Raw genomic sequence first — 14,379 nt, 5'->3', positions numbered from 1 at the left:
TTATCTGTATTCTTTACCCCTATTTTTTACCCCTATTTTTTGACAGGAAAAACCATGCATTACCGTCTGATCTCCCGCAACAATGAAAGTCACATCACCAATGTAACCGAAGCCGGTGACGACTTCCTGGCAGCTGTCAGCCATGGAGCCAAGCTGCGCCATGAACTCAATGCACCTTACCAGGTCGACGTGTTTTCCGTGACACATGACGGTGAAGAACACAAGCTGGCGCAACTTGGCGGCTTTGTCTGAGGTTTACGTCTGCACCTGGCCGTAACGCGGCCCTCCTTTCCTGCATCATCGGTATTTATTGATCACGAGCAAGTAAATGGCTGACCAGAACACAGTATTGATATTGCAGGGCGGCGGCGCCCTGGGTGCTTACCAGGCCGGCGTCTATGAGCAATTGCACGAAGCCGAAGTCCCGGTCGAATGGGTCATCGGCACCTCCATCGGCGCGATTAACAGCGCCCTGATTGCTGGTAACGAACCGCAGAACCGTATCCGGCAATTGCATGCCTTCTGGGACAGCCTGGCCCCCGATGCTGTCCATCGCGAAAATTTCTGGCCTGCCATGACACCATGGATGAATATCGCCGGCAATTTCAGCACCCTGTCTGCCCTGACGCAGGGCGTGACTGGTTTTTTCAAGCCACGCTTTGGCGCTGCCTGGGACATCAACGCCAGGGTACCGCTGGACCAGACCGGTTTTTACGACACTTCGCCACTCAGAACAACGCTGGAAAAATACGTTGATTTTGATTATCTCAACGACAGCCCCATACGCATCAGTGTGTGTGCCGTTGACATTGACGATGGCCAGGGCGTGATTTTCGACAGCAAGAAACAAACCATTTTCCCTGAACACATCATGGCCAGCGGTGCGCTGCCACCTGGCTTCCCACCTGTCAAAATCGGCGACCGCGCCTATTGGGATGGCGGCGTGTATTCCAATTCACCACTGGAAGTGTTCCTGGAAGAAGAAAGAAATGCCGACGCCCTGTGCTTCATGATAGACCTGTGGGACCCGACCGAAACCCGCCCCGCTTCCATTGCTGACGCCATGACGCGTTACAAGAACATTCAGTACGCCAGCCGTTCAAAAGAACACTTGCTGACCCATCAGAAACTGCAGGACCTGCAGCGCGCCATTCGCGAACTGAGCCATCACCTGCCAGCTGCTGAACGCAATAAGGCAGAACTCAAGCCGCTGATGGCGATGGGCTGCGATCACACCGTCAATGTCGTCCACCTGATCATGAAGGCTCTGCCTGATGATCATTACTTCAAGGACGTTGATTTCAGCATGGGCACCATGCAGACCCGTTGGGCTGCCGGCATCCACGATTGCAAGCGGGCACTGCGTCACAAAACCTGGCTCAAGCCGCTGCCGCCGCATGCAGGACTGGTCATCCATGAACTGGTGCAGGAGTGAAGACCTGATCTTCAGACGATAAGTCCCGCCATCAACCGCGTTGCCCGGCAGTCGTTGCAGGTACGACTGCCGCAATAAAAGGGGGAACTTGCCCCGCCTCCATCTGTCCATGAACTGTTTGCAGTTTGATGAAGCAACATCAGGTAAGACATCCTGTCTTTCATCTCTCCAGTAATGGGCACAATCATGAAATCATTCAAAGTTTGCGTCAAAACCATGCGCTGTCTTGCCTGTCTCGTCGTGGCGGCCTGCCTGGGTAAAGGAGTCGTGGCAGCAGAATCAATGGATAAACCCCTGAACATCCCTTTGACATGGGATGAAAGAGCATCACTAATTCCAGCAGCTTTGTGATCCATTCACCACGGTCTGCCCGCAAATTCCGCGACCAGAAAATCGAGCAAGGCCCTGACTGCTGGCGACAGATGCCGGCGTGAAGGGAAGAGGGCGTAGATACTCATGCTGGGCAATTGCCAGCCTGGCAGCACAGTTTGCAGTGCATCGGTTTGCAGGTGGTCAGCCATCAGGTAGGTCGGCTGCATGGCGATGCCGCCGTCGGCCAGTGCGGCCTGTAACAGCACCGTGGCATCATTGGCGCTGAAATGGCTGTTGATATCGATGGCAACCTGCTCGTCGCCGCGCGTAAAACGCCAGGTGTTTCTGCCAAAATTGGCATGGCTCAGGCAGCGGTGCGCCAGCAGGTCTTCTGGTCTTTGCGGTGTACCCATTTTGCGCAGATAGGCCGGGCTGGCAACCAGTACCGATTCACAGGCGGCCAGCGGCCGCGCGATCAGCAAGGGATCAGGCTCGCTGCTGATGCGTATGGCCAGGTCTATGCGCGCCTCCACCAGGTTGAGCGCGCCATCGCCCACATGCAGGTCTATCTTCAGCCTGGGGTGTTGTGACAGGAACCTGCTGATCGCCTGCGCCAGATGGCTGAAGGCAAACGACATGCTGCAGGTCAGCCGCAACTGGCCGCGCAGTTCGGCATCGTCACTGCTGGTTTCTTCTTCCATGTCATCCATCAGCGCCAGCATCTGCTGGCTGCGCCGCAGGCATTGTTCACCGGCATCAGTCAGGGTCACGCTGCGCGTAGTTCTTTGCAACAGGCGGGCTTGCAGCCAGGCTTCCAGCTCGCTGACATAGCGCGTCACCATGGCGCGCGACATGTCCAGCTTGTCCGCTGTCGCACTAAAGCTGCCGCTTGCCGCCACCTCGCAAAACACCCGCATTGCTGTCAATCTGTCCATAATTTGCTCGATTTTTGAAACAGTTATGTGCATTTTACCCAATTTATCTGGCCGGAAATTGAAATTAAACTGTCTGTACTGAATCGTTCAGGATTCTCAAACTCAACAACCGGAGCCCACCATGTTACGCACCACTCTCATCGCCGCCACCCTTGCCGTCACTTTTGCTTCTGCCCAGGCAGCCAGCCCCTTGCAGGTCAAGGTCTACAATGCCGACGGCAACAGTTTTAACGTCAATTCCACCCTCGTTTATGGCGACAAAGAAGCCATGGTCATCGACGCCGGCTTCACCCGCGCCGACGCCCTGCGCATCGCCGCCAACGTGCTCGACAGTGGCAAGCAGTTGAAGACCATCCTGGTCAGCCAGGCCGACCCTGATTATTACTTTGGCGTTGAAGCGCTGAAAGAAATCTTCCCCCAGGCCGAAGTCGTCGCCACCCCTGCCGTGCTGGAAAAATTGACAGCCAAGGTCGCCGGCAAAGTCGCCTTCTGGGGGCCAAAGATGGGCGCCAACGCCCCACGCACACCCTTCCTGCCCAAGGCCCTGACAGGCAACAGCCTCAGTATCGACGGTGAAACCGTAGAACTGCGCGGCAGCCAGGGCCTGCTCGCGCACCGCCCTTACTTCTGGATACCATCAATCAAGGCCATCGTCGGCAACATCGGTGTATTCGGCAACATCCACGTCTGGACCGCCGACACCCAGACCACCGCAGAACGCAGCGCCTGGGTGGCGCAACTTGATGAAATGGCCGCACTGAAACCGCAAATCGTCGTCCCCGGCCACATGAAGCAAGGCACCGCCATTGACGCCAGCGCCATCAGCTACACCAAGAATTACCTGCTGACATTTGAAAAAAATGCCGCTGCCACCAAGACCGGTGCAGAACTGATCGATGCGATGAAAAAAGCTTACCCAGATGCGCCACCGGGCCTGTCACTTGATATTGGCGCCAAGGTCAATAAGGGTGAGATGAAGTGGTGAGATTGAATGTTTCTTCGACGTAATGCGCACAAATGAATGTGCACAAATTCGTAGTGAAAGTTGATTGCCCACGGCATGATGAAATGCTGGGGTGAGCAACGAAAGACACTGGGCTCCTGCCTGCGCAGGAGCGACGGGTGTGAGGTTGTCAGCTGCAATCCGGCAATTCGAATACACAGGAGCGTGATTCACCTTCCATATCAGTTGGCACTGCATCGCAGGTAGATGTACGCAGGTAGATGCAATATCGCCAGCCTCAAAATTGTCGCTCCTGCGCAGGCAGGAGCACAGCGGCGTTCGTTGATCACTGATTGATGTGCCATGCTGACCAGTGATTCAACCAATCCCCAATCCCCAATCCCCAATCCCCAATCCCCAATCAAGGTTTGCACAGTTCCCTGTCAAATTCACCTGCTCCATACATCCGAACAATCGGACTTCTACTGACGGTCTCACACGCGTCGCTATGCATATTTTACGCGTAAAAAATATTTCTTTGACATGTAAAAATAATATCTTTATACGCCAAAGTGATGTTTTCCTGTGAAAAGTAACGCTTTCCCTACTGGCACATAGATTGCAATAAAGACATTTAGGAAACGCAATTTTCCTGTTTTAACCCATTGCATCCATCCGGTATGGATGTGCATGGCGACCGAGTGGGGTGACGCAGATGACGAGCCTGCCCCATTCATTTCATTGACGTACGAATGAAGGAGTTTATCTTGAGTACTGACATTTTTCGCACATCACTTTCACCGCCTCCCGGTGTTGCCGTACAGACTACAAAACTGGCCGACAACCTGCAGTCGATGATCACGGCGCAAGCCATGCTGAGACAGACGGTTGAGATCGTCCAAAACGCCCCCGGACCGGTTCAACAGCAACTCGCACCACTCTTGTCGCAGTTCGTTTTTCCGTTATTGAACATGGGACAGACTGCCAGGCAGGACCTGGAGTTGGTCGCCGCTCGGATGTCCGCATTCATCAGCGATCTTGACCAGGCAGCCGACCAGGTGCAGGGGCAATCGGGCTTCATGCTGCATGTTCTGCTCAGCGGCAACTTCAACGCGCTGGAGATCGGGGCCACGGCGATCCAGGCGGCAGCAAACAATGCCAGCCAGATGCTGACCAATTTTCAGAATACTGCGGACAACGCTTCGGCCGCACTGAACAGTTACAAGCAGAAACTGGAACAGGAAGATGAGAGCCTGCAGCAAAAGGCGCAAAGCCTGGAACAGCAGATGCACGACATGACCAGCGGCAATTGCTGCGAACAGATCGGACATGCCTTCCAGATGGCATTTGGTCACCTCAGGGATGAACTTGAAGAGACCGCAGGCGAGATCCGGCAGGCTGAATATGTCCTCTTGCTCAACAACAATGCCATCAACGGGCTGTCACAGATGGTTGGTCGGCTTGGCGATATCTCGTCGGTGGCGACAGCCCTGGAAGTAAGCTGGCGCAGCATGGCCGACGGGATAGGAACCTTGCAGCAAGACCTCGAAACGCTGCTTGCAGATACCACCCCCGCCGATGTCGAAGCGGACCTTGACTATGCCAAATCAGATTGGCAAGCCGTGGCAGCCACACTCGCCAAAGTTTCTTGAACGCGAATTATTCGCGCACATTTTTATCACCAACGAATTCTTAAATCAGGAGTAATACATCATGGCCACAACAACCAACACATCCGTCCTCGCTGCTAAACTAGGCACCGGCAAATTGCAACAGAACATAGGCAGCATTGGCGCCTATCAGCAGATCATGCAAGCCTTTGTGAACTACATTACCTCTGTCGGTGTGCCCCCGCAGTTACCCGCCAATGACAACGTTCCAGCCAGCGTGACCAATGCCGCCAACGCGGCAATCACGCAACTTGGCGCTGATTTCAAGGCGGCGCAGGCAACGGCCAGCGGGCTGTCGACCCAGATCAACGGCATCACAGACGTGGTCACGGCCGCCGCCACCTATACCCGTCACAGCGAAATCACGATAGGTCAGATCACTCAGTCTATTATCGATTATAAAAAAGGCGGCACACTGGACCGTGACCAGCTGTCCTCATTGCTCCAGCGTATGGCGCAGAACGCAACCCGTCTGGAATCGAGCGTACAGACCGCGCACACCAACACCGACAGTGCCGTCAAATCACTGCAAAGCTGGGAAGCCAAGCTGAACACCGACTTCCAGTCGTTGCAAAGCGCAATCCCGCCAGCGGATGGCAAGGTGCTGAACCTGTCGACATTAACCGAAGCGCAGGCTGCCAAGCAATTGAGCGACCAGGTCGATTCGCTCAATGCAGACATTGCATCGCTGCAGAAAGACATCAACTGGCTGACCTTCGGTGAGGTGTCGGTAGGCGTCGTCGGCGGCCTGATCGCCATCACTAATTTCTGGAACCCGATCGGCTGGGCAGCAGCGGGCCTCACCGCTTTTGGCGAGGTCGAGATGGTCGGCAAGAAGGCGGCGGATATCGCACAAAAAAACACCGACATGCAAAACCTGGGATTGACCGAGGATGAACAGGCCATCCTGCACCCGCTGTATTCGATCAAGAATGCCGTGGCCCAACTGGGTACCGGTGTTGACGCGGCGGAGGCGATTTCAAAAGAACTGTTGTCGATGAAAGATGATTTTGTTGCAGCCGCAGCAGACATTGACAGCTTCATCAATGACGTGACTTCCAATGCCAGCGCCGACGATCTGGCAAGTGATGCTGCCTACGTCAAGTCTGACTACGATGCCCTGCAAACCTTGTGCAATACGCTCATGACGCCAGTGCCCACACAAGTGGTTTCGCAATCGCAGATGACCAAAGTCGTCAATGCAAACATATCTTGATAAGACAGCACAGATGCCCAGGAGATAAAAAATGACCGTTAATATTTTTGATGTGCCGGACAAGCTGGTTGCCCACGTGGTCCAGGCGACTGCTTACGGGCAGAATACGCAAACCGCCAACCTGTTGCTTGAATCAGCGAAACCTGCAGTGCCACAGGCGAACTCAACGCTCAACAAGGAGCAACTGGCCCTGATCATGAACGCGATTGACACGCATTTTGACAGTGCTCAACAGATCGCCACTCAGTGGGAAGTCGGCGACCCACTGGTCGAGACGGCCGCGATCAAGGATAACGTGCAGGGTGCGCTGCTGGCCTTTGCCCGGTTTGGCCAGCATATGGATCTGGAATACGGCAACCTGATCAAGGCCGCCTACAACAAGGACGAAGCCGGCGTGCAAAATGAACTCAGGCGTTTCAAGGGCATACTGGAAGAACTGCTGGCAGAGAACAAGGGCGCCGAGACCTCGATATCGGAATATGAAACCTCACTGGCCGCGGCGCTGAGCGCGTTCAATACGGACTTCGATAAAGTTCTGGCCGAAGTTGGTACGGTGGCGACGGCCATCAGTGGACTGAAGGATAAAATAGCGAGCCTTCAGGGCAATATTGCCGAAAACAATGCGGCGGTGCTCAATACTTTCATTGACACTGCAGGCACTGAGATCGAGCAGGGTGTGACGATTGCCGGCGCTGCGGCAGAAGAAAACATCAGTGGTATCGTTTCAGCGGGTGTGCAGATGGGCGTGGCTTATGTAAAGGGTTTGATAAAAATCATCGAACTCAACGACAAGACGCTGCAAGACCTGCTTGACATCCGCAAGCTGGGTACCGAGATCGGCGAGGATGAAGTGATTCTGGTGACACTGCTGAACATCGGCACCATGCTGACCTCGCTGGGTGCAACCAGGGGCTTGCAACTGACCGTGGTGAGCGATGTGATCGACTATTTCACACAGCTTGACGAGAGCATCGACAGCCTGTTAAAGGACCATGCAGGTAATCTGTCGGCGCAGATAGACACGACCAATTATTCACCTGCAACGGTAGGTTTGAAGAACCCTGCCTTCCCTCCATGGAATGTCATTGTACCGGTGGACAGGGCGGCACGCGTTTTCCAGAAAGTCATGTCACTGGAACCCACGATCTTTGATGACAAGACCCAGTTTGCCAGCCTTGGGAGCAATGCGGTTGGCAGCCTGGCTGCCTGATATGTTGCTGTAGATTGCTTACCTTGGAGTGACATCGGTTTGCCTGACGCAGGACGTATTTGCGACAGGCAAACCCTCGGCTTCTCTCTCAATGATGAGGTGAGCAACCAAAGACACTGGGCTCCTGCCTGCGCAGGAGCGACGATTTTTAGGGCTAGTCATATTACCAATACCTGTGATGTTCTGCGCTTGATATTAAGGGTAAACTGCTGTATCCGTGCATCCGAATTACCAAGACCTTGCTGGTGACCTCACACCCGTCGCTCTTGCGCAGGCAGGAGCCTAGCGGCGTTCGTTGATCACTGATACAGAGCTTGCGACACGACTCAGCCAGGCTCCCCTCGTCCCTCGCTCAAGCCCCGCACAATCTCCTCCGCCAGACACTCCACCGCAGGCGAGCTGTTCTTCCTGCCTTTGATCAGCACAATGTCGAGCGGCTCTATCGGTTTCAAACCTTCAGCCTTGCCCAGCCTGACCAGGTGGGTTGGGGCGCTGCATTCTGACAGGGCGGCGATGGCCAGGCCGGATTCAACCATGGCCAGCAGGCCAAGCAGGCTGGGGCCGCTGTAGGTGGCGCAATAGGGGCGGGCGCTTTCTATTTGAAAAAAATGCCGCCGCCACTAGGACTGGCGCAGAACTGATAGACGCGATGAAAAAAAGCCTGCCCGGACGCGCTACCAGGCCTGTCGCTGGATATTGGTGCCAAGGTCAACAAGGATGAGGTTAAGTGGTGAAAATGATTCACCATTGAAGGAATGCGCCCCTACTGTGCCAGGGCAATTTTGGTTGCCAGAGACGCATGGGCTCTTGTTACAGACTCTGGAGCCTGTTAATACGCCAGGGAGATATGCAATGACATGTCACGCTTTTGGTGCTCATCACCTTCGGGCAGTTTTGGATAGATTTCAAAGAATCCCGAAGTGCCAAACGTTTCCTGATGGTTTTGGAACCAGGTCAAAACCCGGGGTCTTAGTTTTTCCAAACCTTCCAGATAGCTACCGTGCAGCGAAAATACAATGAACCTTGAAGGCGGGCTGATGAATTCAATCCAGCCTGATGGTGTTGGCGTGTTCATATCCGGTGCCTCGATTGCGCAGCCATAGCGGATCTGGTCGACAGGTGTGATATCCGGGTCATCGTAAATAACACCATAATATGGTCCTTTTACGCGAGCCAGAATTTCTTTGGTTTCCAAAGTGAACGCGGACCAGTGCTGTGGTACCTGCACATAACTGCCAACATATCGGCGTATCCACAACCGTAATGGCTGTTCTCGGTTGACTCGCCAGGCAGGAATGGTAAATGCCTCCTTGTTCAAATACAGATGCTGGTTGCGCTTTAAAGTTGCGGCACGCATTTTAAGTGGTGAAATATGCCAATGCTTGCTAAACGCGCGGGTGAATGACTGCTGACCACTATATCCAAGATTAATTGCAATATCTATGAAGGATTGCCTGGTCAGGCAAACAAAGGACGCAGCCGTTTCCAGCTTGATGCGTGTAATGAACTGATCAAGACTCTTGCCCGTTCCATGCTTGAACAACCTGAGCAATTGAAAACGGCTCAAACCAGCCTGGTCTGCCAGATCTTGCACGCTGACAATGGCTTCGCCGTCAAATGCCTGGGTGTAAATTGTCTTTTCTATGGTGGCAATGATGGATAGAAGTTGCGAGTTCATAACTGAGATCCTTGCGCACAATGTGTAAAAAAATGCATTTTCGGATGATATATCATTTGTGCAACAATTTTGAGGATGTCGCATTCTAGCCCAGTTCAATAAGCGGGGATATCTTGCAGTAAAGCATCTCAATTGGAGTGAAAAATAGGCAGGAGCGAACTGGCAAAAAGCAGGTGGTTGTCCTGTCGACTGTTGGTTCGATACCTCAGCCTATGCAGGGTTTGCCTCAGCGTTATTTTTTTGAATCATTCACAGAAAAAGGGAGATGGAAAATGAGCTTAGTTCCAGTATATGAATATTATGCCGAAGGTATTTGGCGCTATATGTATAGCCAAGATGCAAAAATTAAAAACGGTTGGACCAAAGGGGATCTCGTTTTTTTTGCAGAGAAAGAACAGCTGGCCACTAACACACCGATATATAGCCACTATGCTGAAGATCCATGGCGTTTCAATTATTCTCGTTCAGCCGAAGTGAGTAACAATTGGAAGAAAGGTGGCATTGAATTCTATGGTCAGAAAGACCCTGGAACAGGAATGATGCCTGTATTTCTTTATTATGCTGAAAATCCGTGGCGTACTATGCTCTCCATGAACCCCGACCATGGTAATGGATGGACCAGGGATGCAATACTCTTTTATGCCCTTCCAGGTGCAGCGGCGATTCGTTGCGCCGGCGCTGATATTGAATTCTTGGATCCGGTTATACCAGATGCGCGGCCAGACCTGATTGGTTCACAACTGATTTTGAATGATGAAGGCACAACGACCATCGTCCAGCAGATCAGTATGAGCCGGCGCATGACATCGGTATTCGAATGGAGCCTTAGTCAAAAAATCACCGATAGTTATAATGCTAAAGTAACAGGGAATTTGGATAAGTTTGGTGGAATTGAAGCGGGATTCAAATTAGGGATTGAGCTCGGCGCCAAACAGCAGTGGACTACTTCCCAGGAAACTGTGTATGAAATTAATGAGTCTGTCACTGTACCTCCATTGTCCAGAGTCAAGGTAACTGGCGTTGTGAAATGGCTCGATCAGGTTATTTCGCCTTTTAAAATGACGATGAAAATGGTTGCTGCTGATGGCCTCAAATTATCAGGCAAAGAAGTCGCAGATATTTTTCTATGGAAAAACCCAGAAATTTCACTGATTTCCACAACCAATGACACTGCGCTGTTTGCGATATACGGCAAATTTACAGGCTCTTATGGGTTGGAGACCGAGATAAAAACAGAGCGTGTAGCGCCTGTATAAACGCTTGTATGAATTTTGAAAATCTTGCCTTAAACACATCAGAATTCTGAAAAAATAGAAATGATTTTTATTGACTCGGACTAAATAATAGATTTTTTGAAAAGGAAGGTGAGCGGCACTACGCTCACCTCATTTTTTGCCAGACAACTCAAAACCTGTCCCGCTCAAGCCCCGCACAATCTCCTCCGCCAGACACTCCACCGCAGGCGAGCTGTTCTTCCTGCCCTTGATCAGCACGATGTCGAGCGGCTCTATCGGTTTTAAGCCTTCGGCCTTGCCCAGCCTGACCAGGTGGGTGGGGGCGCTGCATTCGGCCAGGGCGGCGATGGCGAGGCCGGCTTCGACCATGGCCAGCAGGCCCAGGAGGCTGGGACTGCTGTAGGTGGCGCAATAGGGGCGGGCGCTTTTGTCGAGGGCGGCCAGGGTGTGTTCGCGGGCGACGCAGCCTTTTTCATACAGGGCGACGGGTAGCGGTGTTTTTTTCCAGGCGGCGTGTTTTTCTGCAGCAACCCAGACCATGGATTCACGGCGGATGAAGTGGCCGTCCAGGCCTGCGCCGCGCGTGACAAAAGCGAGGTCGATCTCGCCTTTTTTCAGCAGGGGTTTGAGCAGGGTGCTTTGCAGACAGACCAGTTCTATCTCTACCTTGGCGAACATTTTTGAAAATCTTTCCAGCACCGGTGGCAGCAGCGTGGCGATGTAATCGTCCGGTGCGCCTAGTACGACCTTGCCCACGACTTCTTGCGTACGCAGGGCCGCCACGGCTTCATGGCTGGTTTGCAGCAACTGGCGGGCGTAGGGCAGCAGGGTTTCGCCAGCCAGTGTCAGGGCGATGCGGCGGGTGTGTCGTTCAAACAGGGGCTGGCCCAGACTGGCTTCAAGCTTGGCGATCTGCATGCTGACGGCTGCCGGTGAGCGGTACACACTGTCTGACGCCGCCGCAAAGCTCAGGTGTTCTGCAGCGGCGACAAAGGTGCGTAGCTGGCCCAGGTTCAATTCAGGATTTTTCATGATTCAGTTTTTCGAAAGAATAACTTCAGTTTAATCAGCTTGTCTGAAGTGAATTGAAAGCTGATGATAACGCAAATGATCTGATACCGGAGCAGTCCATGCAGCAATCCAACAGCAATAATATGACCAGCCATCAGGGCGGACACAACGCCAGCCTGAGCTATGTTGCCGCCATGCTGATGCTGGCCAGCCTTGGTGTGTTTTTTCATGAAGCCGGGTTGGATGCCATCACCACAGTATTTTTCCGCTGCCTGTTTGCAGCATGGGCGCTGGGTCTGTACTGCTGGCAACGGGGCATGCTGGTCAGGCGCAACCTGGCTGGCAAAGGGCTGGCCCTGGCCGGCTTTGGCGGGATGCTGATGGTATTGAACTGGGTTCTGTTTTTCCAGGCGATCAGTCATATCGGTATCTCGCTGGCGACCATTATTTTTCATGTGCAGCCTTTTCTGGTGCTGCTGCTGGCAACTGTGTTTTTACATGAAAAAATCAGTTTACAGCAACTTGCCTGGGTGGGGCTGGGGTTTGCGGGTTTGCTGCTGGCTTGCGGATTACAAACCGCAAGCCAGGATAGGGGGGCTCATGACTTCACCGGTTTGCTGTGTACGCTGGGTGCTGCACTGGCCTATGCTGGTGTGACGCTGACCACGCGGGCCATGCAGAAAAGGCAGTCCGTACCTGCCATGCCACCACATCTGATCGCCCTTGTGCATTGCCTGGTGGGTGTGGTCTTGCTGGGTGGTTTTGTCCACTTGCCTGCATCGGGCGTCAGTTACGCACAATGGGCCTGGCTGGCGGGTATGGGTTTGCTGCCGACGGCGCTGGCCTATGTGTTGATCTATGCTGCTCTGCCGCGCATGCAGACCAGTGCGATTGCCGTGCTGACTTTTATTTATCCGGCGGCGGCAGTTGGTGTCGATTACCTGGTGTATGGCCAGCATGTCAACCTGATGCAGATGGCCGGGCTGTTGCTGATCGTGCTGGCCAGCCTGGGTGTCAGTCTGAACTGGCGCTGGAGTATGCGTCTGTTGGCAAGGCCATGAATTCAGTACAGATTCAACGACGCCGGTTCAGTATGGCCCAGGGGATTTCATGGTCCAGCTCACCGGCGACGATGACATTGCCGTCGATGTCGGATATGCCGCGCAGGCCAACGCCAAAAGCCTGGAAGCCCAGCCTGGTATCATGGCTGCGGTAGTCGATGCGGTCATGGTGGTGGCCATGGAAGCTCTTGCTGACCTGCATGTGCTGGGCCAGTTCGTCTATGCTGGCAAAGCCGTGCGGATGGGCGCTGGGAGCCTCGTGGCTGACCAGGATGTCGGCCTTTTGCTGGGCCAGATGATGATAGTCACCCGGGAAGATGGAACTGTAATGCTTGCGCGGCAAGCCATTACGCCAGCGGTTGTCTTTGCTGCTTTTGGCGACATACTCTTTCTGTGTCAGGAAATTCTTATGTCCCGGTGGCATCCAGATATGGCCACGAAACACGCCGCCCAGTCCGGCTACCCTGCGGCCTGCAATCTCGACCACGCGACCATGCAGGTTGCGTTTTGCCAGACTGGATCCAAACAGGTGATCATAGACCTTGTCGGTATCGGTATCATGGTTGCCATGTATATACCAGACTTCGGTCAGGTCGAGTATGCTGGTCAGTTCCTGTTCAAGCGGCCGCTTCAGTTGCAAGTCACCTAAAAAGATGACAGCGGCTGGGCGATTGCTCATCACAGCATGGATGACATGCTGGAAGTTGCCGTGCGTGTCACCACAAAAATAGATTGCTTGCATAAGGGTTTGCTGGAATTGCTGGTAAAGTAACGCCGTGTTCAGTGTCAAAATAATGACGAATCAAGTGGTATTCAATATACCTCAATTTCACTTTCACATAATTTATTGCAGAATTTGTTACCGAATTTAATTCAATCATTGGTAAATAATCTATGTTTTCATGGCGTACTCTGTTGATTATATTGATCCTGGCCGGCGGTTTTCATTACTGGCGTAACCGTCCCTTGCCGGTGCCGCCAGGCAGTATTGCGCCAAATGAACCGGTACAGGTCAACCTCAGCAATGGGCCGGAATACCAGCATAATAATTACAGCATGAAGGCGCTGGCCGACTTTACGGTCGAAGCGCGGGTCTTGTCCAAGCAGACGTATTCATCAGACCGCGAAGCAGAACTGGCGCCGGTGGACCTGGCGCTGGGCTGGGGTTCCATGTCTGACACGGCGGTGCTGAACCAGCTCAGCATCAGTCAGAGCAACCGCTTTTATTTCTATCGCTGGGAAAACCAGCCGCCCCGCCCGCCGCAAGAAATTGCCACGCACAGCGCCAATATGCACCTGATACCAACTTCGCCCGAGCTGGAAAAAAAGATGCGTGATGTACGCGTGGGCCAGGTCGTCAAAATCCAGGGCAAACTGGTGGAAATCCACGCGCCTGACGGCTGGCGCTGGCGTTCTTCCATGACCCGTGACGACACCGGCGCAGGCGCCTGTGAGGTGATACGGGTGGAGGCAATAGAGGTGCATTGATGGGGAGCTGCTAAAGTCTGCCTGTCTGTCCGCCACATCCTGAGGTGACGAAATCCCTGCGTCTTTTGAATCCTGTATAAAACTTCCAGGAGCAGGGGTTCTTGCCCTATTCCATATCTTTACATTTTGTTTACACTTGTCCCCTCAGTGTTTACAACAACTTTAGGCGCACATAACTACACTTG

The 14,379-nt window shown here is 53.3% G+C and carries 15 protein-coding genes; 9 read left to right on the top strand and 6 right to left on the bottom strand.

Annotated elements, in window-relative coordinates; genetic code table 11:
- The first annotated feature begins 54 nt into the window (after positions 1-54).
- Positions 55-252 carry a hypothetical protein gene (locus tag LZ463_RS10685; protein ID WP_241455613.1) on the top strand — a complete coding sequence of 66 codons (198 nt, stop codon included), beginning with the start codon at positions 55-57 and terminating at the stop codon, positions 250-252.
- A 76-nt stretch (positions 253-328) separates the two neighbouring features.
- Positions 329-1,435, top strand: a complete 1,107-nt coding sequence (locus tag LZ463_RS10680) for a patatin-like phospholipase family protein (RefSeq protein ID WP_241455612.1) — start codon at positions 329-331, stop codon at positions 1,433-1,435.
- Between the two features lie 11 nt (positions 1,436-1,446).
- On the opposite strand, the gene LZ463_RS10675 is transcribed toward LZ463_RS10680, so the two are convergent.
- Complete coding sequence (locus LZ463_RS10675) at positions 1,447-1,791, bottom strand: hypothetical protein (RefSeq protein ID WP_241455611.1); 345 nt, start codon at positions 1,789-1,791, stop codon at positions 1,447-1,449.
- Positions 1,792-2,682 carry a LysR family transcriptional regulator gene (locus LZ463_RS10670; RefSeq protein WP_241455610.1) on the bottom strand — a complete coding sequence of 297 codons (891 nt, stop codon included), beginning with the start codon at positions 2,680-2,682 and terminating at the stop codon, positions 1,792-1,794.
- A 121-nt stretch (positions 2,683-2,803) separates the two neighbouring features.
- On the opposite strand from LZ463_RS10670, the gene LZ463_RS10665 reads away from it, so the two are divergent.
- The 4 genes from LZ463_RS10665 to LZ463_RS10650 all read left to right on the top strand — a co-directional run bounded on the left by LZ463_RS10665 (position 2,804) and on the right by LZ463_RS10650 (position 7,721).
- Complete coding sequence (locus tag LZ463_RS10665) at positions 2,804-3,667, top strand: MBL fold metallo-hydrolase (RefSeq protein ID WP_241455609.1); 864 nt, start codon at positions 2,804-2,806, stop codon at positions 3,665-3,667.
- Between the two features lie 725 nt (positions 3,668-4,392).
- The gene (locus tag LZ463_RS10660) at positions 4,393-5,277 is read left to right on the top strand and encodes a hypothetical protein (protein ID WP_241455608.1); all 885 of its coding nucleotides are present in this window, start codon (positions 4,393-4,395) and stop codon (positions 5,275-5,277) included.
- Positions 5,278-5,338: 61 nt separating this feature from the next.
- Positions 5,339-6,511 (top strand): Cut8/STS1 family protein, encoded by a 1,173-nt coding sequence (locus LZ463_RS10655; protein WP_241455607.1) that lies wholly within the window; start codon positions 5,339-5,341, stop codon positions 6,509-6,511.
- 31 nt (positions 6,512-6,542) lie between these two features.
- The gene (locus LZ463_RS10650) at positions 6,543-7,721 is read left to right on the top strand and encodes a hypothetical protein (protein WP_241455606.1); all 1,179 of its coding nucleotides are present in this window, start codon (positions 6,543-6,545) and stop codon (positions 7,719-7,721) included.
- 326 nt (positions 7,722-8,047) lie between these two features.
- Here the strand turns inward: LZ463_RS10650 and LZ463_RS10645 are convergent, their stop codons facing one another.
- Positions 8,048-8,257: a hypothetical protein gene (locus tag LZ463_RS10645; RefSeq protein ID WP_241455605.1), complete on the bottom strand. Its 210-nt coding sequence runs from the start codon at positions 8,255-8,257 to the stop codon at positions 8,048-8,050.
- Positions 8,258-8,550: 293 nt separating this feature from the next.
- Complete coding sequence (locus LZ463_RS10640) at positions 8,551-9,483, bottom strand: helix-turn-helix domain-containing protein (protein ID WP_241455604.1); 933 nt, start codon at positions 9,481-9,483, stop codon at positions 8,551-8,553.
- 188 nt (positions 9,484-9,671) lie between these two features.
- Between LZ463_RS10640 and LZ463_RS10635 the strand changes: the two genes are divergently transcribed.
- The gene (locus tag LZ463_RS10635) at positions 9,672-10,655 is read left to right on the top strand and encodes a hypothetical protein (RefSeq protein ID WP_241455603.1); all 984 of its coding nucleotides are present in this window, start codon (positions 9,672-9,674) and stop codon (positions 10,653-10,655) included.
- A gap of 129 nt (positions 10,656-10,784) precedes the next feature.
- Here LZ463_RS10635 and LZ463_RS10630 read toward each other — a convergent pair whose 3' ends face one another.
- On the bottom strand, positions 10,785-11,666 hold the full coding sequence (locus LZ463_RS10630) for a LysR family transcriptional regulator (protein WP_241455602.1): 882 nt from the start codon (positions 11,664-11,666) through the stop codon (positions 10,785-10,787).
- 98 nt (positions 11,667-11,764) lie between these two features.
- Here LZ463_RS10630 and LZ463_RS10625 point away from each other — a divergent pair, with 98 nt between their 5' ends.
- On the top strand, positions 11,765-12,706 hold the full coding sequence (locus LZ463_RS10625; protein WP_241455601.1) for a DMT family transporter: 942 nt from the start codon (positions 11,765-11,767) through the stop codon (positions 12,704-12,706).
- Positions 12,707-12,719: 13 nt separating this feature from the next.
- On the opposite strand, the gene LZ463_RS10620 is transcribed toward LZ463_RS10625, so the two are convergent.
- The gene (locus LZ463_RS10620) at positions 12,720-13,448 is read right to left on the bottom strand and encodes a metallophosphoesterase family protein (protein ID WP_241455600.1); all 729 of its coding nucleotides are present in this window, start codon (positions 13,446-13,448) and stop codon (positions 12,720-12,722) included.
- Between the two features lie 173 nt (positions 13,449-13,621).
- Here LZ463_RS10620 and LZ463_RS10615 point away from each other — a divergent pair, with 173 nt between their 5' ends.
- Positions 13,622-14,194, top strand: coding sequence for a hypothetical protein (locus LZ463_RS10615; protein WP_241455599.1), 573 nt, complete (start codon positions 13,622-13,624; stop codon positions 14,192-14,194).
- Positions 14,195-14,379 lie beyond the last annotated feature (185 nt).

It is taken from the genome of Undibacterium paludis (assembly GCF_022568815.1).
In the GTDB taxonomy this organism is placed as follows: domain Bacteria; phylum Pseudomonadota; class Gammaproteobacteria; order Burkholderiales; family Burkholderiaceae_D; genus Undibacterium.
This window is presented reverse-complemented; position numbering and strand designations above follow the sequence as displayed.

Coding starts and splice junctions, on each gene's coding strand:
- LZ463_RS10685 (WP_241455613.1), top strand. CDS start 55: ATGCATTACCGTCTGATCTCCCGCAACAATGAAAGTCACATCACCAAT.
- LZ463_RS10680 (WP_241455612.1), top strand. CDS start 329: ATGGCTGACCAGAACACAGTATTGATATTGCAGGGCGGCGGCGCCCTG.
- LZ463_RS10675 (WP_241455611.1), bottom strand. CDS start 1,791: ATGGATCACAAAGCTGCTGGAATTAGTGATGCTCTTTCATCCCATGTC.
- LZ463_RS10670 (WP_241455610.1), bottom strand. CDS start 2,682: ATGGACAGATTGACAGCAATGCGGGTGTTTTGCGAGGTGGCGGCAAGC.
- LZ463_RS10665 (WP_241455609.1), top strand. CDS start 2,804: ATGTTACGCACCACTCTCATCGCCGCCACCCTTGCCGTCACTTTTGCT.
- LZ463_RS10655 (WP_241455607.1), top strand. CDS start 5,339: ATGGCCACAACAACCAACACATCCGTCCTCGCTGCTAAACTAGGCACC.
- LZ463_RS10650 (WP_241455606.1), top strand. CDS start 6,543: ATGACCGTTAATATTTTTGATGTGCCGGACAAGCTGGTTGCCCACGTG.
- LZ463_RS10645 (WP_241455605.1), bottom strand. CDS start 8,257: ATGGTTGAATCCGGCCTGGCCATCGCCGCCCTGTCAGAATGCAGCGCC.
- LZ463_RS10640 (WP_241455604.1), bottom strand. CDS start 9,483: ATGCGACATCCTCAAAATTGTTGCACAAATGATATATCATCCGAAAAT.
- LZ463_RS10635 (WP_241455603.1), top strand. CDS start 9,672: ATGAGCTTAGTTCCAGTATATGAATATTATGCCGAAGGTATTTGGCGC.
- LZ463_RS10630 (WP_241455602.1), bottom strand. CDS start 11,666: ATGAAAAATCCTGAATTGAACCTGGGCCAGCTACGCACCTTTGTCGCC.
- LZ463_RS10625 (WP_241455601.1), top strand. CDS start 11,765: ATGCAGCAATCCAACAGCAATAATATGACCAGCCATCAGGGCGGACAC.
- LZ463_RS10620 (WP_241455600.1), bottom strand. CDS start 13,448: ATGCAAGCAATCTATTTTTGTGGTGACACGCACGGCAACTTCCAGCAT.